Source organism: Mesorhizobium sp. M0998 (assembly GCF_040318885.1).
In the GTDB taxonomy this organism is placed as follows: domain Bacteria; phylum Pseudomonadota; class Alphaproteobacteria; order Rhizobiales; family Rhizobiaceae; genus Mesorhizobium.
In genome coordinates, this window is record NZ_JAMYND010000002.1 from 308,678 (window position 1) to 333,836 (window position 25,159).

Here is a 25,159-nt window from a genome sequence, read left to right on the forward strand (position 1 = left end):
TCAGTTTCGGCGCGCCGGAACGACGGCGCCTTGCGATGCAATTCGGTTACGATATGCGGCCGACGTTCTGGCACGGGGTCCGGTCGAACGCGCATCTGGTGATAGCCGCGCTTGGCACGGTCGCACTGCTCGGCGTTGCCGCGGTGGCACTGTGGCTGGCATTGCCGGCAAATGAGCGACAAGCGGCCGCAAGTCCTGAGCAGATCGTTCCGACCATCCCGGTCAAGACGACGAAGATCATGCCTGCCAAGGTTGCTGCGGCGCCGCGGACGACGGGCAAGGCAGATGCGGTTTCCCCAGCGGTGGCCGCAGCGGAAGCCGAGATACCAGCGCTGGCTCCCAACGATCCGCGCTGGACAGGGCCAAAGACGGCATCGGCCGCCGCCACGGCAGCATCCGACCAGTTGGCAAGCCAGACCGAGCAGGCGGCCGATAAATCGTCTGCTTCGGTGGCATTCGCCGACCCGGCAGCAAAACCCGACGCTGCGGCATTGTTTGCCAAAGTCGCGGCTCCCGGCAGCTCAACGAAAAACAGCGGGCCCGATGGCGCGCAGACCGCCGCCATCCCCACGCCCAAGCCGCAACTGCCGACGCAGACCGCGAGCGAAGACGACAACAGCACCAAGGCAAATTCCGGAAGAGCCAATACTGCCGGTACCGGACGCATCCTGAGATCCGTCACCATGCGCACCGGCCCAAAAAAGAATGCGGCCGCCATTCTCACCGTGCCGGCCAAGACCTCGGTGCAGGTGATGAGCTGCAAGCAATGGTGCCAGATCGTCTACAACGGCAAGCGCGGCTGGATTTACAAGAGCTACGTCAAAACCGGGGCGTAGGGCCGGCAGAGCGATTGCGGGTCGCTCGCCGTCAGCCAGTCCTCCGCCGGAGGCCCCGGCCGTTCAAATACAACGTCCGCCGTCGACTTCCAGCGCCACGCCAGTGATGAAAGCCGCTTCGTCCGAAGCAAGCCAAAGCGCGGCATTGGCTATGTCGAGCGGCGTCGAAAGCCGGCCGAGCGGGATCGACGCGCGGAACTTCTCGCGGATCTCGGGTGTGTCGGCGCCCATGAATTTCGCGAGCATGCCGGTCTCGCCGGCAACTGGGCAGAGGCAGTTGACGCGGATGTTCTTCGGCGCGAGTTCCACCGCCATCGATTTGGTCGCGGTGATCGCCCAGCCCTTCGATGCATTGTACCAGGTGAGGCCAGGCCGCGGCCTGATACCGGCCGTGGAGGCCGTCGTCAGGATGACGCCACCGCCTTGCCGTTCCATGACCGGCACCACTGCAAGCGCTGCGTGGTAGATCGCCTTCATGTTGACTGATGTGATCAGGTCGAAGGTCGCTTCGTCGACTTCCAGCATGTCACCGTTGCGATGGGTGTAACCGGCGTTGTTGACCATGATGTCGATGCGGCCGAAGGCGCTCATTGCGGCATTGACCATGTCGTCGAATTCGGACCGCAGCGAGACGTCGGTCTGGGTCCAGATCGCCTTTTCGCCGATCTCGCCGGCAACGCGCTCTGCGCCCTTGGCGTTCAGATCGGCGACGACTACCCGCGCGCCCTCCTCGGCAAAGCGCCTGGCCATGCCCTCGCCAAAGCCCGAGGCAGCGCCAGTGATGATTGCGACCTTATTTTTGAGGCGCATGCTTTTCTCACTCATCGTTGAAAGCGATCGATGACGCGTTTGGCCAGGCCATCGAAAGATGTGCGTCCATCGACGATTTCTCCTTTGGCTTTCGCTGCCATCCGGCTCTATGCTGCAACTGCGAAGGCTCCGGAAGCATCGCTTGCCGACAAGCCTCCGGCCAGCGCCGGTGTCAAGAGCACACGCGGATGTGACGCAATGGCACTGGCAAGTTTAAATCGATTAGATTATATCAGCCGCGTTATCGCGACCGGCGTCACAGCGGACAGACCATGACCAGCCAGATCATTCCCGTCGACCCTTTCGACTTCATCATTTTCGGCGGCACCGGCGACCTCTCGGAACGTAAGCTTCTGCCGTCGCTGTACCACCGGCAGCGCGACCACCAGTTTTCCGAGCCGACGCGCATCATCGGCACATCGCGTTCGAAGATGACCGACGAGGAATTCCAGTCGTTCGCCAGGCAGGCGATTGCCGATCATGTGAAACCGGAGGATATCGACGCCACGGAACTGAAGACGTTCCTCGCGCGGCTCTCCTATATCCCGGCAGATGCAACCACAGGTGCCGGCTTCGACAGGCTGAAGAAGGCGATCGGCGACAGCGAACACATCCGCGCTTTCTATCTGGCTGTGGCGCCGGCGCTGTTCGGCGACATCTCGCACAAGCTGAAGGAGCACGGGCTGATCACGCCGAATTCGCGCATCGTGCTGGAAAAGCCGATCGGCCGCGATCTCGCTTCGGCGCGCGCGCTCAACGACCTGGTCGGCGACGACTTCCATGAAAGCCAGATTTTCCGCATCGACCACTATCTCGGCAAGGAGACGGTCCAGAATTTGATGGCGCTGCGTTTTGCCAACGCGCTCTACGAGCCGCTTTGGAATTCCGCCAATGTCGATCATGTGCAGATCACCGTGGCCGAGACTGTCGGCCTGGAAGACCGCGTCACCTATTACGACAAGGCCGGCGCATTGCGCGACATGGTGCAGAACCACATGCTGCAGCTGCTCTGCCTGGTCGCGATGGAGGCGCCGTCGTCGATGGACGCCGATGCCGTCCGTGACGAAAAGCTGAAGGTGCTGCGGGCGCTGAAGCGCATCAACGGCAACGAAGCACCGAAGCACACGGTGCGCGGGCAGTATCGTGCCGGCGCCTCGGCCGGCGGGCCGGTGAAAGGCTATGTCGAGGAACTCGGCAAGAACAGCAACACCGAGACTTTCGTTGCGCTCAAGGCCGAGATCGGCAACTGGCGCTGGGCGGGCGTGCCGTTCTACCTCCGAACCGGCAAGCGGCTGGCGACGCGCGTTTCGGAGATCGTCATCGAATTCAAGCCGATCCCGCATTCGATCTTCGGCGAGAGCGCCGGGCCGATCTCCGCCAACCAGCTGGTCATCAGGCTGCAGCCCGACGAGGGCGTCAAGCAGTTCATCATGATCAAGGACCCGGGGCCGGGCGGCATGCGACTGCGCCAGATTCCGCTCGACATGAGTTTTGCGCAATCCTTCGACGGCCGCGCCCCCGATGCCTATGAGCGGCTGATCATGGACGTCATCCGTGGCAACCAGACGCTGTTCATGCGCCGCGACGAGGTCGAGGCGGCGTGGAAATGGATCGACCCGATCCAGGACGCCTGGGAGAGCGGCAGGCAAGAGGCGCAAGGCTACACCGCCGGCACATGGGGCCCCTCGGCCTCGATTGCGCTGATCGAACGCGACGGGCGGACATGGCACGAGAGCAATTAGGCGGCGCCTACAACTGGCACGAATTTGCCGGACGCCAGGAGTTGGCCACAGCGCTTGCCGGCCACGTCGCCGGCCGTCTGTCAAAGGCGATCGCCGAGCGCGGCACGGCGCTGCTTGCGGTCTCGGGCGGCACGACGCCGGCGAAATTCTTCGCGGCGCTTTCGACCGTTCCGATCGCCTGGGAAAAGGTGACGATAACATTGGTCGACGAGCGCTTCGTGCCGCCCTCATCGCCGCGCTCCAATGCCGGCCTGGTTGCCGCCAACCTGCTGCAGAACGCGGCCGCCGCCGCGAATTTCGTGCCGCTCTACCACGCCGCGGCAAGTATCGAGGGTGCAGCGGTCTCCGACAGCGAGGCGCTGCAAGTGCTGCCCTGGCCACTCGACGTCGTTGTGCTCGGCATGGGAACTGATGGCCACACCGCCTCGTTCTTTCCGGATGCCGAGAACCTGGCAAGATTGCTCGATCCGTCGTCGCAAAGGGTCGTGCTTCCGGTTCATGCGGCAAGCGCCGGCGAGCCACGGCTGACGCTGTCACTGGCGCGGATCATCAAAGCCGCCTTCATCGCGCTGCATATCGAGGGCGCGGAAAAACGCAGCGCATTCGAGGCCGCGCTTGGAACTGGAACACGAAAGCCCATTCGCGCCGTGCTCGATGCCACTCAAAAGCCCGTAGAGGTTTTCTGGGCACCCTGATCTCAACTTGGCTGCAGGTCCCGGCAACAGCCGGAAGGTGTTTGCGGGACCTCGCCTGAAAGGACCGACCGCCATGACCGCAAGACGCGATATCGAAGCCATCACCCAGCGCATCCGTGAGCGCTCCAAGCCCGGTCGCGAGGCCTATCTCGGCCGCATCGCCGAAGCCTCGAACCGCACCGCCAACCGGGCCGTGCTGTCCTGCGGCAACCTGGCCCATGGCTTTGCCGTCTGCAGCCCTTCCGAAAAGGTGGCGCTTGGCGGCGACCGGGTGCCGAATCTCGGCATTATCACCTCCTATAACGACATGCTGTCGGCGCATCAGCCTTTCGAGACGTTTCCGAGGCTGATCAAGGATGCGGCGCGCGAGGCCGGCGGCATCGCCCAGGTGGCCGGCGGCGTGCCGGCGATGTGCGACGGCGTCACCCAGGGCCAGCCCGGAATGGAGCTGTCGCTGTTCTCGCGCGACGTGATCGCCATGGCCGCGGCAATCGGCCTGTCGCACAACATGTTCGATGCCGCCGTCTATCTCGGCGTCTGCGACAAGATCGTGCCTGGACTGGTGATCGCGGCGCTGACCTTCGGCCATCTGCCGGCGGTCTTCATCCCGGCCGGGCCGATGACGACCGGCATTCCGAACGACGAAAAAGCCAAGATCCGCCAGCTCTATGCCGAGGGCAAGGCGGGACGGGCCGAACTGCTCGAAGCGGAATCAAAATCCTATCACGGGCCGGGAACCTGCACTTTCTACGGTACCGCCAATTCCAACCAGATGCTGATGGAGATCATGGGCCTGCACACGCCTGGCGCTTCCTTCGTCAATCCTGGCACGCCGTTGCGCGACGCGCTGACCAGGGAAGCGACGAAGCGGGCGCTGGCGATCACCGCGCTCGGCAACGCCTACACGCCGGTCGGGCGGATGATCGACGAGCGCTCGATCGTCAACGGTATCGTCGGCCTGCACGCCACCGGCGGTTCGACCAACCACACCATCCACCTGATCGCCATGGCAGCGGCGGGCGGCATCGCCATTACCTGGCAGGATATTTCCGACATCTCGGAAGCCGTGCCGCTGCTGGCGCGAGTCTATCCGAACGGCCTTGCCGATGTGAACCACTTCCACGCCGCCGGCGGGCTCGGCTTCCTGATCCGCGAACTGCTCGACGCAGGCATCCTGCACGAGGATGTGCAGACGGTGTGGGGCGAAGGGCTGCGCCCCTACGCGGTCGAGGCCAGGCTCGGCGCCGACGGCGGCGTCGTGCGCGAGGCTTCGCCGCGCGAGAGCGGGGACGAGAAGGTGCTGGCACCGTTCAAGAAGGCGTTCCAGCCGAGCGGCGGTCTGAAAGTGCTTTCGGGCAATCTCGGCCACGCCGTCATCAAGACATCGGCGGTCAAGCCGGAGCGGCGCGTCATCGAGGCGCCGGCCAAAGTGTTCGACAGCCAGCAAGGCCTGAACGAGGCGTTCAAGGCGGGGTCGCTGACCGGCGACTTCATCGCCGTCATTCGGTTCCAGGGTCCAAAGGCCAACGGCATGCCGGAATTGCACAGGCTGACCACCGTGCTCGGCATCCTGCAGGACCGCGGCCAGCATGTGGCGCTGGTCACCGACGGCCGCATGTCGGGCGCTTCAGGCAAGGTGCCGGCGGCGATCCACGTGACGCCGGAAGCGGCGGAGGACGGGCCTATCGCCAGGATCCATGACGGCGATATCATCAGGCTCGACGCCGAGGCCGGGACGCTGGAGGTACTGGTGCCAGCCGGCGATTTCGCACTGCGCCGGCCCGCGGACAGCGACCTCATAGGCAATGAATTCGGCTTCGGCCGCGAGCTTTTCGCCGGGTTCCGGCAGTTGGTGGGACGCGCCGACCATGGCGCCAGCGCCTTCGGTACGGCGTGATTTTTTCGGCAATAAGTAAGAGCGGCTAATGGCTGCTCTCCACTGGATTTATTGAACCGTCAGTTCGGCTCGCGCGCCGGCCCTGACCGTTACTGTGCCTTCCTTCGAGCTGTTGTCCGATTTCTCCGAAACCACCGCGTAGTCACCGGCCGACAGGGTGGCTTCATACTTCTGATCATAGGCGTAGCCAACCGACTTGCGGGTTCCGTCGATGGCCTTCCTGGCCTCGAATATCTCGATCTTCGAGGCTCCTGGCGCGGTTATCGTCAGCATGCCGGCGTTCATCGCGATCTTCAGATCCTGATGGTCGCCAACCTTGACGCTGAACGGCTGCTCGGCCACCGCAAGGTCGACCGTCGCGACCATTACATAATCGTCGGGCGGCAGATCGAACTTGCTGTCCGGACCGTAGGCATAGGTCACCTCCTGCCTGGTTCCGTCGATGTTCTTTTTCGCCTGGAGCACCTTGAAGCCGACGCCAGAACCCTCGGCCTTGTCGCCGCCGGCAGCATAATAGGCGTTGGCGACGATACGCCCGACGCCGACGATGATGTCCTTGTCGATGACCCTGCCGGCGGCAAGCGGGATCGTCTCGATAACCATGCCCTGGCCGATCGTGACCGTCACCTTCTGGTCACCGGCCGGCAGCACGACTTTCGTGTCACCGTAATAGGTCGGCGGGGTGTCGACGCCGGGATAGCCGATTACGACAGCCGCGCCGTCATCAACGTCCGCTCCTTCGCTTGGCCGCGGGTGGATGACCAGCGTGCCGGCATTCAGGTTGAAGTGCGGTTTGGCGACCTGGCCAGGCTCTATCTTGATCTTCTGTTCGGCCCTGGCCTCGCCGGCACGCGCGACGACGATATAGTCGCCCGGCTCCAGATTGCCCTTGTAGGTGCCATATTCGGTGGTGACGGGATCGCCGCGCGTGCCGTCGGAATTCGCCTTGTGGATCTCCCAGGCATTGCCGTCGGTGACGGGATCGCCACCCTCGGCAAGCACGACGGTGGGCGCGAAATTGGACTCCGCCGGCGGGGCGGGCGCCGGCTGGGGAGCAGGCTGCGGGGCGGGAGTCGGTTCAGGGGCGGGTGGCGGAGGCGCAACGGTCTCGACGAGGGCGTCCTGCAATGCCTTTTCATCCGACGCTTCGATATATTTGCCGCCGGTATTGTCGGCGAGGCAACCGACCTGCTTGCCCTCGGCCGCCGTCAGGCCGAAGCCGACGACATTGACGGTGAAGTCGACGCCAGCAGCCTCCAGTTCCTTGCCGAGCGCACAGGGATCGCCGCTACATGTCTCGATGCCATCGGTGATGAGAACGACCGTCGCCTTGTCCTCGGTGTATTTCAATGCTTCCGCCGCTTGCTTCACCGCAGCGGTCAGCGGCGTCTTGCCCTGAAATTTCAAGCTGTCGGCCGCGGCTGAGATCGCACTTGCCGAGCCTGCCTGCGGTGGCACGATGAGTTCGATGTCGTCGCAACTGGCCTTCTCGCGATGGCCATAGGCCATGAAGCCTATTTCCTCCTCGGCCGGGACCGATTGCAGCACGTTCCGCAGCGATTGACGGGCGATTTCGAGCTTGGGCTTGCCGTCGATCTGCGCCCACATCGAGCCGGAGGCATCGAGAATGACGATGACGCGATCGGCGGCGAAGCCGAACCCCGTCGTCCACAGCAACAGGGCCGCCGCAGCGACGCTCTGCACAAATCCCGCCATCAAAAATCTCCCCCGTCAGTCGCCGCCGCTCGGCGCCGGAAAGCTATTTGACGCCGGGTCGCGACACAAGCCCGGACGGAGTACGAAGCTGCGTCGCCTCTCTGCCAAACCCTCAATAGGCCGTGCGGCGTTCCTCGGAAGGCGGCCGGCCGAATTGCAGCCGGTAGCTCTGGGCAAAATAGGAATGCGAGGTGAAGCCGGTGGCGATTGCCACGTCGAGGATCGGCATGTTGGTCTGGCGCAGCAATTCGCGCGCCCGCTCGAGCCTGAGCCGCATATAATAGCGCCCGGGCGTCACACTGAGATGGCGCAGGAACAGGCGCTCGACCTGGCGCACCGACAGGCCCGCCGACTTGGCGAGCTGCACCGCCGACAGCGGCTCGTCGAGATGGTCGGCCATCAGCTCGACGATGCGGCGCAGCTTCTCCGACTTGCCGGTGAGGTCGCGTTCCGGCCCGACGCGCTGGCGGTCCCCGGCCGAGCGGATGCGCTCATGCTGGAACTGGTTGGCGACGCCATTGGCGAGGCTCGAGCCGAAATCACCGCGCACGATCTCCAGCATCAGGTCGATCGATGTGGTGCCGCCGGCGCAGGTGTAGCGCTTGCGGTCGATCTCGAAGACGTTGCCGGTGCAGTTGATGTCCGGAAAGCGTTCGAGGAAGCCGGCGCGGTTTTCCCAATGGATGGTGCAGCGATAGCCATCGAGCTGGCCTGCTTCGGCGAGCAGATAGGAGCCGACCGAAAGCGCGCCGAGCGCATTGCCGCGCCGGCCCCAACTGCGCAGCGCTGCCAGCACCTTGCTCTTGCCGGGAAATTCCGTCGTCAGCCCGACCGAGACGAACAGGATATCGACCGGCGGCAGATCGGCAACCGCGTAGTCGATCTTGAGCGGCAGGCCGTTGGACGCCATGACGGCGTCGCCGTCGGCCGACACCGTAGTCCAGCCATAGAAATCGCGGCCGAGCAGCCGGTTCGCCGACCGGAACGTGTCGATTGCCGCGGCCAGCGAGAACATGGAGAACTTGTCGACCAACAGAAACCCGAACTGCCGCCCGCCCTGAACGGGATCATTGGTGACCGGCCGTTCTAAGGGAACAGTGAGGTTCGGCAAGGACGCTGCTTTCTGGTCAGAAGGAAGGCCGTTTCAATCCGGCTGCGAGATAGGCGGAAGCTAGCGTGTTGGCCATCAGCATGGCAATGGTCATCGGTCCGACGCCGCCAGGCACCGGCGTGATGGCGCCGGCCGCCTTCGCTGCTTCGGCAAAGGCGACGTCGCCGACGAGGCGCGTCTTGCCTTCGCCCTTTTCAGGTGCGGCGACGCGGTTGATGCCGACATCGATGACGGTGGCGCCAGGCTTGACCCAGTCGCCGCGGACCATTTCAGACCGGCCGACGGCGGCGACCAGAATATCGGCGGTGCGGGCAAGCGCCGGCAGGTCCCTGGTCCGGCTGTGTGCGATGGTGACGGTGCAGTTGGCGGCAAGCAGAAGATTGGCCATCGGTTTGCCGACGATGTTCGAACGCCCGACGACGACCGCATTGAGACCGGACAGGTCCTTGCCGCGCACCCGTTCGATCAGCAGCATCGAGCCGGCCGGCGTGCAAGGCACGAAGGCGGTCTCGAGCTCGCCGGTGCCGAGCTTGCCGACATTGATGAAGTGGAAGCCGTCGACATCCTTCTCAGGCGCGATGGTCTGGATGATCTTGCCGGAATCGATATGGCCGGGAAGCGGAAGCTGCACGAGGATGCCGTTGATGGCCGGATCGGCGTTGAGCTGGCCGATGATCTTCAACAGGTCCGGCTCGGAGGTTTCGGCCGGCAGCGTGTGCTGAACCGAATGGAAGCCGCATTCCTTGGCGGTGCGGGATTTGGAGGCGACATAGACCTGGCTCGCCGGATCCTCGCCGACGATGACCACGGCGAGACCGGGCTGCCGTCCGCCCTTTTCCGCCAGTTCGGCGGTCAGGGCCTTGACCCGCCGCACCACGTCTTCGGCGACGCTTTTTCCGTCAATCAACTCAGCCATGAACCACCCTCGACGCCTATCGCGTAAGCCTGCCGCGTTAAAACATCCATGCGGCGCGCTCCAGATATCTTTTATGCAGGCCGTTGCCCAGAACCATGCGCTGCGGGCGGACATGCAGCGCGGCATTTTCACGAAAATCGAGCCGGGCAATCCCGTCAATGCGCCGTCGCATGCCGTTAACTCGAAACCGGCATGTTTTATTCGACGCTCAGAAATAGCGGCGATGCGTGCGGTTTTCGGTGAGCTCGCGAACCGCCTCCCGGAATTCGCGCAGGCTGGCGCGGATTTCCTCGATCTGGCTTTGCTGATCGGCGGCTTCCGAGGCCTGATTTGCCTTCCTCGACCAGGCCTGAGTATGGGCCGAATGCGGCGGCGCGGGTTGCTGCGGATAAGGTGCCAGACCGGCATAGAGCGGCTGCGGAGGGAAGGCGGGCGGCATCGCTGCGATGGAATTTGTCGCGGCGGAAGTCTCACCGGACGCCATCTCCTCCGGCGCTCTGCCAGGCATGAGCCGGCTCAGCGCCGACAACACGGCACCGATCGGACCAGGACGTTTGGTACGCGCGACCTCGACCGGCTGAGCGGGAGGCGGCGCTGCCCGGTATGCTGCGTGATCGGCGGAACCGGCATCGGGGCCGCCAAGGGAGCCAGCGGGGCCGAAAAACCCATCGGCAGCTGCAGCCTCTTCCATCAGTATGGTGCCGGCCTTTGGCTCATCAGGATCGGGCTGGCTTATGCCGGCGGCTGCCAACAGGATCGGACTGGCACGCGCTTCGCGGCGCGAGCGGGCAAGACGATGGCGTGTGGCGGCATCCTCGCGCCATGACGGGCCTGCGCGGTCTTCTAGCGAAACCAGCGATGCTTCGTCCTCGCCGCGCACCGCCTCGACGAGCGACAGCAAGGACTGCTCGTTCCTCCAGTGTTCACGATTTTTCCTATAAGCCATGGTTTCTGGAGCCTTCCCCTCGGGCTGGGACGTAGCGACCGCCACTGGTTAAGCGATGCTAAACAGGCATAGGAAATAAAAGGTTAATTTGGTCGCCGCGCGACTGCGCGACTACATGCGCATCCCAACCGCAAGGTCGGGGTTTCCGCCTGATCACGGTCCCAACAGGGCTTCCCCGTCCTGCCGCGAACGTCTATGGGGAAGCCATCTCTATGGGAGGCTTTCGATGTCGATCAGGCTTGTTCTCGCCGGTTGCGGCAATATGGGCTACGCCATGCTCTCGGGCTGGCTGAAAGCCGGCAAGCTCGCTCCGGCTGCGGTGTTCGTGGTCGAGCCCAATGCCGAGTTGCGCAAGCGTGCCGAAGCACTGGGCTGCGCTGCCGGCGCGGATGCTGGCGCCATACCGGCCAACGCCGTGCCGGCCCTCGTCGTCCTTGCGGTCAAGCCACAGGTGATCCGCGACGTCACGGCTGGCTACATCCGCTTCAACGATGGCCGGACCACCTTCCTCAGCATCGCCGCCGGAACGCCGGTGGCCACGTTTGAAGGTATTCTCGGCGACCGCGCGCCGATCGTGCGCTGCATGCCCAACACGCCGGCGGCGATCGGCAAGGGCATGATGGTGGTGTTTTCCAACAGGCTGGTTTCCGACGAGACTAAACGTTTCGTCGCCGACCTGCTCTCGGCGAGCGGGCAAGTGGCCGATATTGACGACGAGGGCCTGATGGACGCGGTGACGGCGGTTTCCGGGTCGGGGCCGGCCTATATCTTCCATTTCATCGAAGGGCTGACCGTGGCCGCCGAGAAAGCCGGCCTGCCGACCGGGACTGCCAAGCTCTTGGCCATGCAGACGGTCTACGGCGCCGCCTCGCTGGCCGCCGAAAGCGGCGAGGAGCCGGGCGTGCTCAGACAGCAGGTGACCAGCCCCAACGGCACCACGGCTGCGGCCCTTGCAGTACTGATGGGCGAGGACCGGCTGACGCGCCTGCTCACCGAGGCGGTGGAAGCGGCGCGGCTGCGGTCTATCGAGCTGGGGAGGTAGGGCTTCTGGGGGAGCCGGTCGGCGGTGACGGTCGACCGTTCCTTTCGGCATTAGCTACCGGTAGAAAGCCGTTACGCGGCGTTCCTTCGCGCCCTCCACTGTCCTGCCGACATCAAAATCGCGATAGCCTAGAATGTCGACAGATATCAGCGATGTCCCCACAAGTCGTCGACCTCGTCCTTGTTCACGGGCCGCCCGTCTTTGCCGGCTTTGGCTTTGAGAATCATCGGCAATGGCCGCGAGCCGCTCTGCCAGAGAAAGGCGTCCCTTTTTCCCGCTTCAACTCGGATTCACGAATCTCAGCCATCACCAAGATTCCCACACAGCATCTCGTCCTGCAGCCGGCGCAAGGCGAATAGCCTGGTCGTCGGGTCGGGCGCGGCACTGTCGGCGGTGAGCAATTCGCCTTTCCTCACCGGTTTCAGCACCTTGCCGCCTTCGAGCAGACCGACCGGCACGGCGCGATGGGCGCGGGCCTGTTCGACGGTCATGGTCCAGGAGCGGTAGCAGGTCTCGCCGATCGCATCGAAAACCTCGCCTGCCGCCAGATCCCGCTTGGCCACCGCGCAGACCTCGGCCACCGGCTGCGGCAGCGGCACCATGTCGGGCTTGCCGTAAAGCGCGATGCGAGCGGCCGTCAGCGGCACTTCCAGCGAGGTCAGATGGTAGGGCCTGAAGAAGCTGTAATAGGGACCGTGGCCGATATGCAGATCGTCCATGCGCTCGATGATGCGCGGATGCGTCGCCTCGACGATGACGAAGACACCGGGCGCCACGCCCTTGCCGACGGTGTAGTCGACGACGCCCTTCTTCGACAGAATGCCGCCCTGCTCGCGCGGGATCAGCACCTTGACCAGCTCGTCGCGATCGGCCTTGGGGCCGTGCATGCCGGGAACGTCGGGCACCAGCCCGGTGGCGTTGGCAATGGCGCACATCTCGACCATGGTTTTCGAGCCGTCGACGAACTCGACCAGCATGCGCGGATTCATGTTGCGGCGCAGCGCCTCCTCGCGGTAGTCGTCGGGAACGGCGTCGTGGTTGAGCGGGTTGTTCTTGCCCTTGCCGGCGGAGACGATGGTGTAGCCGAGCGCCGAGGCGAACTCGATCAGCTCCATGCAGCTCGACGGCTCGTCGCCGGCGCCGACCGAATAGACGACGCCGAGCCGGTCGGCCTGCTGCTTCAGATAGCAGCCGATGGTAACGTCGGCCTCGACATTCATCATCACTAGGTGCTTGCCGTGCTGCATCGCCATCAGGTCGAAATCGGCGGCGACCCCGGGCTTGCCGGTGGCATCGATGACGACATCGATAAGCGGATTGGTGACCAGCATTTCGTTCGAGGTGACGGCAATCTTGCCGCTTTCGATCGCCTGGCTGACCTTCGAAGCGCTGTCCGCTTCGGCTGCCATCGCCTGATCGCCATAAGCAATGCGGATGGCGTCACGCGCCGTATGCGGGCGGCGCGTCGAGATCGCGCAAACCGAAATGCCCGGCATCAGCATGCCTTGCGTCACCAGGTCGGTGCCCATCTCGCCCGAACCGATAACGCCGATGCGCACCGAGCGGCCTTCCGCGGCGCGCTTGGCAAGATCGCGGGCAAGCCCGGTCAAGGCGACATTGGTCATACTGGAACGTCCACTGCTTTAAGTCTTTGTTTTTATGCATGTCGTTGTCCCAAAACCGCGGCACACTTTTGGGCGACATGCATTATGAAGCGGGAATAGCAGGGAACGGCAACCCATTGCCAATCGAAACCGGCCGCGGCCACCTTTTCCTGTGCGCTATTGCAATTCGGCCAGCAAGGCTTTTGCCTCGGCAAGGTTCTTGGCGGAGCCGGCGGCAAGGTCGTCCATCTTGCGCTCACTGAAGATGACGAGCGCATGCTCGCAGGCGCCTATCGCTTCCTCGACCATTGCCTTCTGCTTGCGGGCAGCACCCAGATCGGTAAGCACATCGCATAGGCTGTCCTCGGTGAAGGCGACGCCCGGCACCGAACCGATCTTCTTCTGCACAGCGATGGCCTCGCGCAGGATCGGCACTGCCTCCTCGAATTTGGCGACGTTGTTTTCGGCGCGGCCGGCGAGCGTCAGCTGATAGCCGATCTCGTTTTGCAGGCTCGCCCAGCGGTCGGGGTCGCGGTCGCGGCCGACCTCGTCTGCGAGCGCCCGGTTGACGGCGACCGCTTCGGCGAACAAAGCCGGCGAAGGCTCTTTCGCGCCGATCATGCCAAGCACATTGGCCAGGCTTGCCTGCGTGCTGGCCCAGGGTTCGGAGGCGCGGTCGCGCGTGCGCACGCTCTGGATCGAGCGATAGATGCCGGCCGAGCGCTTCAGCAGGGGGACGTCACCGCGCCAGTAGCCCAGCGTCGACAGCGCGCTGGCCAGGTTTGCCTGGTTGCGCAGCCATTCGTCGGCATCCCTGTCGCGGGTCATCACCGTCAGTGCCGCCTCATAGGCCTGGACAGACTTGGCCATGGCATCCGGGTCGGAACTGGCGTTTGCCTGCATCATGCGGGCATTGCCGAGGTCGCCTTCGACCGAGGCCCAGAGCGAGCGGTCGGGCAACGTGGCATAGACGGCCAGTGCCTTTTCATGCGCGGCCGCCGCCTTCTGGTAGAGCGATGGGTCATTGGCGCTGCCGGCAAGGTAGTAATAGGCAGTGCCTAGTTCGTTCTGCAGCTGGGCGTGATCTTCCGGCACCGTGGCGAGGTCGTAGAAGGGCAGCGCCGCTTCTAGCGCCGTCGCCGACTGGCGGAACGCTTCGCCGTCCTGCGTGCGGTCGCCCAACACCAGGAGCACGTGGCCCAGGCCCCATTGCGTTGCCGCCCAGGCGTCAGGATCGCTGTCACGGCTCTGCACCTCGAGCGCCGCACGATAGGCCGCCGCCGAGCGCTGGAGCGCCTCGTCCGGACCGCCATTGGCCTTGCCGAGCATGGAAAGTGCTGCACCCAGCCGGTACTGCGTCTTCGCCCAGTCCTTCGGGGCGCTGTCCTTGCTTCGCACGGTGAGCGCTGCACCATAGGCGGCGACCGCTTGTTCCAGCACCGCTTTGTCGCTGGCGCGGTCGCCCCAGGTCGACAAAGCGTTGCCGAGACTGTGCTCGATCGAAGCAAACTCGATTGGAGCAGCGGCGGCGGTATAGATCTGCGAGGCCTCGCGATAGGCGGACGCCGACTTCCGGAGATAGTCGATGCCGGTGTCCCGATCGCCAAGCGTCGCATAGACCGAGCCTAGATTCTGCTTCAACGAAGCCCAGTCGAGCGGAAGCTTTTCGCGCGGATATTCAGAAAGTGCGGCCTCATAGGCAGCGATCGCCTCGAGCAGCACGTCGTTGCCTTCCTGCCTGGCGCCGAGACGCTGCAAGGCATTGCCAAGCGTCAACTGGCCGTTCGCCCAGCTCGCCGGCGCATGCTCGCGCGTCCATACCGTCAGTGCGGCCTCTGCCGCCTCTCGAGCACGCTGAAGCGTGGCGATGTCACCATTGATCTGGCCGATCGATTCCAGCGCCGAGCTCAAATTATTCTGGATCGTCGCCCATTGCGCCGGGGCGCGCTCGCGCGTCATCTCCTCGGTCGCAGCCTGATAGGCGGCCACCGCCTGCTCAAGCGTCGGCACGTCTTTTTCACGCTCGCCAAGGCGAAACAAGGCCGCGCCGAGATTGACCTGGCTCAACGCCCAGTCGAGAGGGACGCGCTCCCTGCGGTATTCGGTCAGCGCGGCGCGATGCGCTTCGATCGAAGCGCGGAAACTGTCGGTCGTGGCCTGGCGCTCACCGATCTCGGACAGCACGATGCCGAGATTATTCTCAGTCGCCGCCCACTCGAGCGGCATTTTTTTCGCCGCTTGCACCGCGAGCGCCGCGCGGAAGGAGGCGACGGCCTTGTCGAGCAGCGCGATACCATTCTCGCGCTGGCCGAGCCGCCAGTAGACGGTGCCGAGATTGCCAAGCGTCGAGGCCCAGTCGTCCGGATCGGCGTCGCGTGTGTAGACGGTCAGCGCCTGGTCGAAGGCGGCAGCCGCCTTGTCGAGGTTTTCGCGACCGGCCTCGCGTTCGCCCAGCGTCGACAGCGTGGTGGCGAGATTGTTTTGCGTGGCAGCCCATTGCCGCGGGCTGTTTTCGCGCGACACATAGGTCAGCGCTATTTCATAGGCAGCGACCGCCTGCACCAGAAAGGCATTGTCGCCAGAGAAAGAACCGTGCGCGGAGAGCGCCTGGGCCTCGGCTGCCTTGTAGAACCAGGCTTGATGGTCGTCCCATTTCTCGACCTGCTCATAGGCCTTGGCATAGTCCTGCGCTGCCGCCTGATAGCTGAACGAAATTTCGTAGGTTTTGGCGCTGTCGCCGAAAACCTCGGCAAACTCGAACCGACGCGCCTTGAGGTCGGCTTCGGCCTGGTCGACGGTCTTCGACAGTTCGCCAACGCGGGCCTTGGCCTGTTCATGGATTTTCTGCGCTGCTTCGAGTGCGCCTTCTTGCACCGCCTGCTCGGCCAGTCTTGAAAGCCGCACGATTTCCGGATCCTGGCTCTTCAGCGTCGCCTGCTCAGCTAGTACCTGTTTCAACCGCTCGGTCTGGCCGCGCAGCAATTTGTCGAGCTCGGCCGCATCCCTGGGTTTCTCGGTGCCCAGCGTCTTCAGCATGGCGTAGAGCGCATCCATCGGTACGCCGCCGTCGCGGGCGATCGTCTCGATCTGGCGGCGTTGCGGGTCGGGCAGCGTCGAGATCGTCACCAGCAGCCGGCGACGCTCGCTGAGTATCTCGCCCTCTTCGCCTTTCGGCACCTCGGCGGGCGTACCGAAATAGAGCAGCCGGCGCAGGCTCTCATTGACCCACGGCCGCTGCCGGCCGCCGGTCTTGAGATAGACCTCCTCGCCGATCATGCGCAGCACGGTGCCGAATTCCTCGCCGCCCATCATGTCGATGTGACGTAATATGGCTGCCGCATAGGGGCTGTTGCCGTCTGCGGGACCGTCGAGCGCCACCTTGCCGGGCTCGGCGGCAAAGCCGATGACCTGGCCCAGGCTGTCATCCGCCGAACCCTTGGCCGGCGCTCTGCCGTTCAGCGCCACGACGCTGCGGGTTTCGCCAAGGCCGCCGGCGCCGATCGGCTTGCCCGCTTCGCCCGGCGTCAGTTTGAGCAGCGTGCCCGGTGGAAACGGATCGTTGCGGCAGGCATCGAGCAGCACGATGGTGACCGGCACCTTGGCCTTCAGCTCGGCCACGATCGATGACAGCGGCACCAGCTTCTCGCCGGCATCGTCGAGCGCTGTAATGTCGGTATCGACCGGCACCAGGAAATTCTCGCCGCCGGCTTCGATGCCGTGGCCGGAATAGTAGATAATGGCGACGTCGGCACCCTCGGCATCGTCGACGAAGCCTTCGAGGTCGCGTCGCAATTTGCGCGCGTCGCGATTGGTCGCGACATCGGTTTCGAAGCCGAGCCTGTCGAACATACCCTCGATGGCGCGGGCGTCGTTTTCCGGATTGGGCAGCTTGCCGACATGCTCATAATCGGACTGCCCGATGACGAGCGCGACGCCCTTAAGCGCCTTCGGCTCTTCAGCCCGCGCAGGAACCAGCGCGCACAAAAGTGCAAGCAGCGCGGCAAACGCCACGCCTATGCGCCCTGTTGCCCCTGAAAACAGCATCGTCGTCCCACCCCAAACCCAGCGCGCCATCTTCCGCAACGGCATGGCATCATGATGGCCGGCGCGTGGCAAGTGTTCGGGCAAGAGGTGTTCTTGTCGTGGGGAAGGGAGGCAGGAATGTCATGCTGCTCCGCGCCCCCTCCTGTCCCGCCGGCCTCTCGCCCCTCGCCCAGCGCTGCGCGGCCGCTACTTGTTTGTTGACAGGCATGCGAGGCCTACATGTGGAATTTGGCAGCAGAGGGCTGGAGGCTCCTCAAGCAGAGCGTCATCGGCTTCATCGACGACAATGCGCTGAGCCATGGGGCGGCGATAGCGTTTTATGCCACGACCTCGCTTGCGCCGATCCTGCTCATCGTCGTCGCTATTGCCGGCATGGCCTTCGGGCACGAGGCGGCGCAACTCGCCCTTTCGGCACAGATCGCTGGCCTGATGGGGCCGCAAAGTGCCGAGCTGCTGCAGGCGACGATCGAGAGCGCCTCGCAGAAGGAAGCGGGAACCCTTGCCAGCATTCTGGGGCTGGTCACGCTGTTCGTCGCCGCATCCGGCGTGTTCGGCGAAATGCAGCTGGCGCTGAACGAAATCTGGAAAGTCAAACCGAGCGGGGCAACGATTTCACGAATGGTGCGGGCACGCATTGCAAGCCTGGGCCTGGTCGCCGCGCTTGGTTTCCTGCTGCTGGTGTCGCTGGTCGTAAGCGCTGCAATTTCGGCGCTCGGAGAGGTCATCAACGCCGACCTGCCGTTCGGCACCATCATCCTGAGCGCCATCAACGGGATCGTCTCGTTTGCCCTGATCACACTGCTGTTTGCCGCAATCTACAAGGTGCTGCCGGACCGCAGCCTGCAATGGCGCGATGTCGGCATCGGCGCCGCGGTCACCGGGTTTCTGTTCACCATCGGCAAGTCGCTGATTGGCTGGTATATCGGAACCAGCGCCATCTCATCATCATACGGCGCGGCCGGCGCCCTGCTCGTCGTGCTGTTATGGGTCTATTATTCAGCGGAGATATTTCTGCTGGGCGCCGAATTCACGCGAGCCTATTCGGTTCGACATGGCAGCCGGTCCGATTTGAAGAACAAGGTGGAATTGCATGGCAAATGAGTTCACGCCGAAATTCGACCTAGCCGACGAGGTGGTGGTGGTCACCGGCGCCTCGCGCGGCATCGGCCGCGCCAGGACAACCGCACTGGGTCAAACCTAGTGTCCGGCTTCCTCATTCATTGCCGGCAAGCCACGGACCATATTCGCCATCAGTCTTCCGTAGAACGGCCACGCGAGGAAATCCTGCGAGAGCCAATGCGGGCCGATATCGGTTGCCCAGGCAATCGTGCGGCCGCGGCCATGGCTATCGACGGCAAGGAGCGGCCAGTCGGTGCCGCGATGGTGGCAGGTCGCCAGAAGCCGGGACGAACCGTCGCGCCTGAATTCCAGCTTGTTCATGCCGAGAATCGGCGGCAAAGGCCCCTCCACCCCGGAAAAAATCGGATGTGACGACTGCAGGATGGAGGCCTGCAGGCCTTGCGGCACCTCCATGCCGTCGCAGTAGGGTAGGCAATGGACCGGCAGAACGTCCTCGACCGGGGTGTCGTGGAAACGCGCCGTCCCGAACATGCCCTGAAAGCCCATATAACCGCCGGCCAGCATCAGCCCGCCGCCACCTTCGACATAGGCCTTGAGCACATCGAGGCGGTTGACGCCGACACGCCCGGCGCGGGCATCCGGCGTCACCAGCAATGTCAGGGCGCCGACATCGGAGATCACCACCGCCTGATATTGGGCGAGCCCATCGAGGTCATAGGGAAACTCCGCGCTGCAACGCTCGCCGCCGATCTGCGTGACCGCGATGCCTTCAGTGGCCAGCGCGGCATTGAAGGCCGTCGCGCCATTTGTCAAGGCCGCACTTGTAAGCACGTCGCTGCCGATGGCGATCGACGTCGTCGCCGCAAAGGTTTCGCCCGCAAGCAAGATCTTCATTGCCGCCCCGCACTGTTTTCATTTCGAGAGGTTTTTGGGAAGGGCGCCGGATGGACCGGCGCCCCCTAGAACTCAAGCTCTACAGGATCAGAATTTGAATTCGGCCAGATTTTCGGGAGTTACGATCTTGGCCGGACCAAGGATCAGTTCGCCGCCGGCGCCAATCGTGTATTCGCCGAGCCTGCCTGCCGTGAACTTCTCACCCTCCTTGCCGGTGATCTTGCATTGCGCAAACGCCTGGGCCGTCTGATAGGTAAGATAGCCAAGATCGGTGACGTTCCACCAGATATCCTGAGCCGCTTCGTCCTTGATGTATTTCGAGATCAGAGTGGCCGGCGCGAGGCCGGTCAGCTTGACCTTGCCGATCATGCCCGCTTCCTCGAGTGCACGCGCGGCCGCGGGAAGGCCGATGCCTGCCGGGACGATGATCACCTTGAGATCGGGAAACGCCTGCACCAGCGCCAATGCCTGCTGCTGGTTGATCTGTTCGCTTTCTTCGCCATAGGCCACCTGCACCAGCTTCATTTTGGAGAACTTCGGCTCGGCCGCCATTTTCGCCTTCATGAAGTCGATCCAGGCATTCTGGTTGGTCGCCGTCGGCGTCGACGACAGGATCGCGAATTCGCCTTCACCGCCGCTGAGGGCGAATGCACTTTCGAGCATCATCTCGGCGAGGCTGTCGCCCTTCACCTGATTGACGAACACCGCACGCGCATCGGCGGCCACATCGGAGTCATACGAAATCACCCTGACGCCCTGCTGAACGGCGCGCTTCAGCGCAGGCGCGACGGCGTTGGCGTCGTTGCCGGCAATTGCGATGACTCCGACCTTCTGCGAGACAAGGCTGTTGATGAATTCGATCTGCGCCTCGGCGGTCGCCTGCGATGGGGCGACCTGGGTAGCGGTGCCGCCAATTTCCTTGGCTGCCTCTTGTGCGCCTCCAAAGGCCACTTTGAAGTAGGGATCCGTGTCGAGCTTGGGCAGGAAACCGACCGTTACGGGTTCCTTGGCGCACTCCTGGCTGAAGGCCAACGAGCTTTGCGCAAGCAGAACCGCGGATGCGAGCAGGGCTAATCTAAACGCTTTCATTGTGACTCCTCCGTCAAAATTCGGGCTTGAAGGAAGGGGCCCGAGATCACCCCTTTGTCTCGCGCATTGCGCGGGATCTGCTGAGCATCTCCTGTGTGGAGCGCCAGTAATTGCCGATCAGCAGCGAGCCGATCAGAAGCAGGCCGATGATCATGCCCTGCGCGTCGCCACCGATCTGGTTCAGCGCCAGCACGTTGCGGATGATGGCGATCAGGACCAGTGCCAGCATGACGCCGGTCAGGCGGCCCTTGCCGCCAAAGACGCTGACGCCGCCGAGCAGCACGATGGTGATGACGTCGAGCTCCATGCCGAGCGCATTGTTGGCGCGGGCGTTGGAAAGGCGCGCGGTATAGACGATGCCGGCCATCGCCGCGACGACGCCCGAGACGACGAACAGGTTCAGCACCATCCGGCGCGTGTTTATGCCGGAATAGCGCGCCACCTCGGGGCTGCCGCCGAGCGCGTAGATGCGCTTGCCGGTCGGCGTCTTCTGCAGCACGACCGCAAACACCGGCGCCAGCACCAGGAAGGGCACGATGGTCCACGGTATCTCGGTGCCAGGCAGGTTGTTGATGCCGAAATCGACGACCGCGGGCGGCAGGATGTTGATCGAGCCGGTGCCGAGCAGGATGTAGCCAATGCCTCGATAGAGCGCCATGGTGCCGAGCGTCACGACCAACGACTGCAGTCCGAGGCCCGAGACCAGATAGCCGTTGAAGGCGCCGAGCAGGCCGCCGATGACGAGCGTCAACGGGATTGCGGCAAGTGTCGGCACACCGGCCTGGACCAGCAAGCCAAAGACGACGGACGTCAGCGCCAGCACCGAGGCGATCGACAGGTCGATCTCGCGGGTGATGATGAGCAGCGTCATCGGCAGGATCAGCAATGCCTTTTCCGAGGCGCTGGCGGCCAGTTGCGAGAGATTGAAGCCGGAAACGAAATTCGGCACGAAGATCGCGGCATAGAGGAAGATGGCCAAGCAAGAGGTCGCCAGCAGCAGATCCCAGAAGTCGATCGAACGGAGGAACTTTTTCACCGCGCCCTCGCCTGTCTTGCCTGCTCGGCCCGCCGCACGATGAAGGTGTCGATGCCGATGGCGACCAGGATCACGAGGCCGTAGACGCCCTGCAGCCACAGCGGGTCGACGCGCACCAGCGTCAGCCCGTTCTTGATGACGAGCAGCGTGAGCGCGCCGAGGATGATACCGAGCAGTGTGCCCGAACCACCGCGGATGGCGACGCCGCCGACCACCGCCGACGCGATCACGGTGAGTTCGAAGCCGAGCGCGACGCGTGCATCAATGGTCGCGTAGCGCGATGCCCACAGCGCGCCGCACAGGCCGCCGAGCAGGCCGGCCATGCCAAAGGCCAACAGAATGCGGCGGTCGACGGGGATGCCGATAAGACGCGCGCCGTCGGGATTGGAGCCGGCGGCGAACAGTTCGCGCCCGATCGCCGTACGATAGAGCAGCACGTAGCCCAGGCACAGGATAACGATCGCGATGATGACGATCAGCGGCACGCCGGCGATCTTCAGGCCGGTCATGTCGAGCCAGGCTTGCGTTACTTCGTCGGCGCTGATCTGGTCACCGGCTGCCCAGATCGAGTTGAAGCCGCGGAAGATCGACATCGAGGCCAGCGTGACGACGATCGCCGGGATCTTTCCCCTGGTGACGACGAGGCCGTTGATCAGGCCGGCGACGCCACCGACGGCGCATGCGGTTATCAGGCCAATGCCGATGTCGAGCCCTGGATAGGCCTGGACCATGCTGGCCGCCATGTAAGCCGACAGGCCGATCACCGCAGCGATCGAAAGGTCGATGTTGCGGGTGATCAGCACCAGCATCTGCGCGAGTGCCGCAACGACGAGCAGGGCGGCATCCATCGACACGGCGGTCAGGTTTGCAGCGCTCACCATGCGCGGGTTGATGATGGTGACCGGGATGGCGACCGCCAGCATCGCGGCGAGCAGACCGAACTCCCGCCGCTTCAGTATGTCGAGCGGTCCTTTTCTCTTCTCCTCGCCGGTGGCCTGTGCCGCATCGGCGCTTTCGCCGGCCTTGGTCGCTGCTTCCAGCACCTTTTCCTGAGTGGCTTCGCCCCTGGCAAATTCGGCCGTCCGATGGCCTTCGCGCAGGACGATGATGCGGTCGCACATGCCGATGAGCTCGGGCATTTCGGAGGAGATCAGGATGATTGCCATGCCCTGGGCGGCAAGGTCGGCGACCATCGCATGCACTTCCGCCTTGGTGCCGACGTCGATGCCTTGCGTCGGCTCGTCGAGGATGAGGACGCGCGGTTCGGTGCGCAGCCATTTGGCCAACACCACCTTCTGCTGGTTGCCGCCGGACAGTTCCTTTACCGGCTGCGCGTAGCCGGAAAAGCGAAGCTTCATGCGCTTCAGCCAGTCCGAAACCAGATTGATCGCGCGGTTCGTGCCGTAGAAACCGGAGCGGGCTGCCTTGTCGAGGACTGGCAGCACCGCGTTGTCGAGGATGGAAAAATCCATCACCAGGCTCTGGCCCATGCGGTCTTCAGAGACATAGGCGATACGCGCATCCATGGCGTCGCGTGCCGACGCGAAGCGCACTGCTTCGCCGTCGATCAGGATTTCGCCGGCATCGGGCTGGTCGATTCCGAACAGCACGCGCGCGATCTCGGTCCGCCCGCTGCCGACCAGGCCGCCGAGCCCGAGCACCTCGCCGGCATGGAGCTTGAGGTCGATATTGGAAAAGCCACCGGCGTGCGAAAGCCCCCTCGCCTCCAGCACCAGTGCGCCGGTGGCGTGGCTTCGTTGCGGATAGAGGTCGGTGACCTCACGGCCGACCATCATGCCGATGGCAGCGGCGCGGCCAAGCTCGGCCTTCGGCTTGACGCCAATGAGACGCCCGTCGCGCAGCACCGCGATGCGGTCGGCGATGCGGAAGATCTCGTCCATGCGGTGGCCGACGAACATCATCGCCACGCCGTGCAGCCGCAGGTCGGCGACGACAGTGAACAGCCGCTCGACCTCGCGCTGCGACAGGGCGGCCGTCGGCTCGTCCATGATCAGCACCCGCGCGTCGAGCGACAGGGCGCGGGCGATCTCGACCAGTTGCTGTTCGGAGGTGCGCAACATTCCGAGCCGGGTTTCGGCCGGCACGTCGAGGCCGACTGTCGCCAGCACCCTGCGCGCGCCGGCAAGCATGGCGGCGTTGTCGATGCCGCCGAAGCGGTCGCGCGGCATATGGCCGAGATAGATGTTCTCCGCCACCGAAAGATCAGGGAAAAGACCGGGGTGCTGGTGCATGACCGAGATGCCGGCAGCCTGGGCGTCGTGCGGCGAATGGAAGACCACAGGCTTGCCATCGACTTCGACATGGCCGCCGGTCGGGAGATACACGCCGGCCAGCAGCTTCACGCAGGTGCTCTTGCCGGCGCCGTTTTCGCCAAGCAGAGCCAGCACCTCGCCTGAGCGCAATTCGAAGGACGCGTCCTTGAGGGCGATCGTGCCGCCGAAGGCTTTTGTCGCCTGAACCAGGGCAACGGGGACAGCCGCGTCGCTCTTCACCATGGCGTCGGCTTCGCCTAATGCGCCCAAGTGCAGCACCTTTCCTCCCTTGGTCCTGTTTTTTCAATTTGCTATATTAAATGGCCGAATGCCGCAACTGGAAAATTGACTTCCATGGCCGCGAAGGGCACTGTCGCGTCGCGCACGGGTGCGATTGGAGTGCTCGACCGCGCGGCAGCCTCAAAGCTGCAAGCGGATGGAGTGGCTCTGCGGGAATGAATGGGGAGGCGCCGGTTTTGTCCGGAAAAGGCAGCAATTCGGTCAAGGTTCGGCATTATAACGAGCGCTTCGTGCTTGATGCCATTCGCCGCCTGAAGGAGGCATCCAAGTCCGATCTGGCGCGCGCCGCAAATCTGACGCCGGCCGCGGTCGCCACCATTGTCGACGGGCTGGAATCGTCCGGATTCGTAAAGCAAGTGGGAAAAAGGTTCGGGCAACGCGGATCGCCGTCCACTCTCTACCGACTTGCACCTGAGCGTATCTACAGCGTCGGCATCAAGATCGGCCGGCGCGCGCTGGAAGCCGTGCTCGTCGACTTTGCCGGCGAGGTCCGCTCGCGCGAGTCGCACGAATATCGCTTCCCGGATCCCGACATGGTGCTCAAGGCCGGCAACATGTCGCTGGCCAATTTCGACAAGCTGGTCGAGGGGCTTGGCGATGCCAGCATCGTCGGCGTCGGCATCGCCTCGCCATATTTCCTCGGCGGCTGGAGCGAGGAACTCGGCTTTCCCGACGATCTCGGCAGCCGCTGGGAAGCAATCGATCTGACGACATTTTTCGCCACAAAGCCGAAGACCCCGGTCTTCGTGGAAAACGACGCGTCATCGGCCGCACTCGCCGAGCTCATCCAGGGAACCGGCGCGCGGTTCCGCGACTTCATGCATATCTCGATCGACACCTTTGTCGGCGGCGGACTGGTGCAAGGCGGCAAGGTCCACACCGGGCCGCACGGCAACAGCGCCGCGCTCGGTCCTTTGCCGGTCTCGCCTTCAAGCCTCGATTCGGTGGCGGCCAAGCCGGCGCGCTACCAGAGCCTGCTGCATCGCGCTTCGATCTATGTGCTGGTCAATCATCTCAAATCGCGCGGCATCGAGATCAACCGTGTGCGCGAACTCGATCCCTTGCCGCCGGGGGCGCGCGAGCCGCTGTCCGAATGGATCGACGATTGTGCCAATGCGCTGGTCGAGG

The 25,159-nt window shown here is 64.0% G+C and carries 19 protein-coding genes; 7 read left to right on the forward strand and 12 right to left on the reverse strand.

What is annotated here, in order from left to right:
- Positions 1-35: 35 nt before the first annotated feature.
- A complete protein-coding gene (locus NKH59_RS03390) occupies positions 36-836 on the forward strand; it encodes an SH3 domain-containing protein (protein WP_353020881.1) in 801 nt (266 codons plus the stop codon).
- 63 nt (positions 837-899) lie between these two features.
- On the opposite strand, the gene NKH59_RS03395 is transcribed toward NKH59_RS03390, so the two are convergent.
- A complete protein-coding gene (locus NKH59_RS03395) occupies positions 900-1,646 on the reverse strand; it encodes an SDR family oxidoreductase (protein ID WP_352541756.1) in 747 nt (248 codons plus the stop codon).
- Between the two features lie 272 nt (positions 1,647-1,918).
- Between NKH59_RS03395 and zwf the strand changes: the two genes are divergently transcribed.
- The 3 genes from zwf to edd all read left to right on the forward strand — a co-directional run bounded on the left by zwf (position 1,919) and on the right by edd (position 5,980).
- The gene (gene zwf, locus NKH59_RS03400) at positions 1,919-3,388 is read left to right on the forward strand and encodes a glucose-6-phosphate dehydrogenase (RefSeq protein WP_352472717.1); all 1,470 of its coding nucleotides are present in this window, start codon (positions 1,919-1,921) and stop codon (positions 3,386-3,388) included.
- The gene (pgl, locus tag NKH59_RS03405; protein ID WP_352541755.1) at positions 3,370-4,083 is read left to right on the forward strand and encodes a 6-phosphogluconolactonase; all 714 of its coding nucleotides are present in this window, start codon (positions 3,370-3,372) and stop codon (positions 4,081-4,083) included. The genes zwf and pgl overlap by 19 nt, the downstream gene beginning before the upstream one ends.
- 73 nt (positions 4,084-4,156) lie before the next feature.
- A complete protein-coding gene (edd, locus tag NKH59_RS03410) occupies positions 4,157-5,980 on the forward strand; it encodes a phosphogluconate dehydratase (protein ID WP_352819609.1) in 1,824 nt (607 codons plus the stop codon).
- Between the two features lie 48 nt (positions 5,981-6,028).
- Here the strand turns inward: edd and NKH59_RS03415 are convergent, their stop codons facing one another.
- The 5 genes from NKH59_RS03415 to NKH59_RS03435 all read right to left on the reverse strand — a co-directional run bounded on the left by NKH59_RS03415 (position 6,029) and on the right by NKH59_RS03435 (position 10,669).
- A complete protein-coding gene (locus tag NKH59_RS03415) occupies positions 6,029-7,696 on the reverse strand; it encodes a vWA domain-containing protein (RefSeq protein ID WP_353020883.1) in 1,668 nt (555 codons plus the stop codon).
- Positions 7,697-7,808: 112 nt separating this feature from the next.
- Positions 7,809-8,807 carry a GlxA family transcriptional regulator gene (locus NKH59_RS03420; protein ID WP_023677433.1) on the reverse strand — a complete coding sequence of 333 codons (999 nt, stop codon included), beginning with the start codon at positions 8,805-8,807 and terminating at the stop codon, positions 7,809-7,811.
- Positions 8,808-8,823: 16 nt separating this feature from the next.
- Positions 8,824-9,723 carry a bifunctional methylenetetrahydrofolate dehydrogenase/methenyltetrahydrofolate cyclohydrolase FolD gene (gene folD, locus NKH59_RS03425; RefSeq protein WP_023677432.1) on the reverse strand — a complete coding sequence of 300 codons (900 nt, stop codon included), beginning with the start codon at positions 9,721-9,723 and terminating at the stop codon, positions 8,824-8,826.
- A gap of 37 nt (positions 9,724-9,760) precedes the next feature.
- The gene (locus NKH59_RS03430) at positions 9,761-9,895 is read right to left on the reverse strand and encodes a hypothetical protein (RefSeq protein WP_352768092.1); all 135 of its coding nucleotides are present in this window, start codon (positions 9,893-9,895) and stop codon (positions 9,761-9,763) included.
- Between the two features lie 36 nt (positions 9,896-9,931).
- The gene (locus NKH59_RS03435; RefSeq protein ID WP_353020886.1) at positions 9,932-10,669 is read right to left on the reverse strand and encodes a hypothetical protein; all 738 of its coding nucleotides are present in this window, start codon (positions 10,667-10,669) and stop codon (positions 9,932-9,934) included.
- 226 nt (positions 10,670-10,895) lie between these two features.
- Here NKH59_RS03435 and proC point away from each other — a divergent pair, with 226 nt between their 5' ends.
- The gene (proC, locus tag NKH59_RS03440) at positions 10,896-11,711 is read left to right on the forward strand and encodes a pyrroline-5-carboxylate reductase (protein ID WP_353020888.1); all 816 of its coding nucleotides are present in this window, start codon (positions 10,896-10,898) and stop codon (positions 11,709-11,711) included.
- Positions 11,712-12,010: 299 nt separating this feature from the next.
- Here proC and NKH59_RS03445 read toward each other — a convergent pair whose 3' ends face one another.
- Both NKH59_RS03445 and NKH59_RS03450 read right to left on the reverse strand, forming a co-directional pair.
- Positions 12,011-13,336, reverse strand: coding sequence for an NAD(P)H-dependent oxidoreductase (locus NKH59_RS03445; protein ID WP_353020891.1), 1,326 nt, complete (start codon positions 13,334-13,336; stop codon positions 12,011-12,013).
- 156 nt (positions 13,337-13,492) lie between these two features.
- A complete protein-coding gene (locus NKH59_RS03450; RefSeq protein WP_353020893.1) occupies positions 13,493-17,443 on the reverse strand; it encodes a caspase family protein in 3,951 nt (1,316 codons plus the stop codon).
- Positions 17,444-17,578: 135 nt separating this feature from the next.
- Between NKH59_RS03450 and NKH59_RS03455 the strand changes: the two genes are divergently transcribed.
- Positions 17,579-18,460 carry a YihY/virulence factor BrkB family protein gene (locus NKH59_RS03455; RefSeq protein ID WP_352768081.1) on the forward strand — a complete coding sequence of 294 codons (882 nt, stop codon included), beginning with the start codon at positions 17,579-17,581 and terminating at the stop codon, positions 18,458-18,460.
- 96 nt (positions 18,461-18,556) lie between these two features.
- Here NKH59_RS03455 and NKH59_RS03460 read toward each other — a convergent pair whose 3' ends face one another.
- The 4 genes from NKH59_RS03460 to NKH59_RS03475 all read right to left on the reverse strand — a co-directional run bounded on the left by NKH59_RS03460 (position 18,557) and on the right by NKH59_RS03475 (position 24,010).
- Positions 18,557-19,333 carry a glutamine amidotransferase gene (locus NKH59_RS03460; protein WP_353020895.1) on the reverse strand — a complete coding sequence of 259 codons (777 nt, stop codon included), beginning with the start codon at positions 19,331-19,333 and terminating at the stop codon, positions 18,557-18,559.
- An 87-nt stretch (positions 19,334-19,420) separates the two neighbouring features.
- On the reverse strand, positions 19,421-20,422 hold the full coding sequence (locus NKH59_RS03465; protein ID WP_352686514.1) for a rhamnose ABC transporter substrate-binding protein: 1,002 nt from the start codon (positions 20,420-20,422) through the stop codon (positions 19,421-19,423).
- Between the two features lie 46 nt (positions 20,423-20,468).
- Positions 20,469-21,458 (reverse strand): ABC transporter permease, encoded by a 990-nt coding sequence (locus NKH59_RS03470; protein WP_353020897.1) that lies wholly within the window; start codon positions 21,456-21,458, stop codon positions 20,469-20,471.
- Positions 21,455-24,010, reverse strand: coding sequence for an ATP-binding cassette domain-containing protein (locus tag NKH59_RS03475; protein ID WP_353020899.1), 2,556 nt, complete (start codon positions 24,008-24,010; stop codon positions 21,455-21,457). Before NKH59_RS03475 ends, NKH59_RS03470 begins: the two co-directional genes overlap by 4 nt.
- 197 nt (positions 24,011-24,207) lie before the next feature.
- Between NKH59_RS03475 and NKH59_RS03480 the strand changes: the two genes are divergently transcribed.
- Positions 24,208-25,159, forward strand: a 952-nt coding sequence (locus tag NKH59_RS03480; protein WP_353020903.1) for an ROK family transcriptional regulator, incomplete at its 3' end; no start/stop codon positions are given.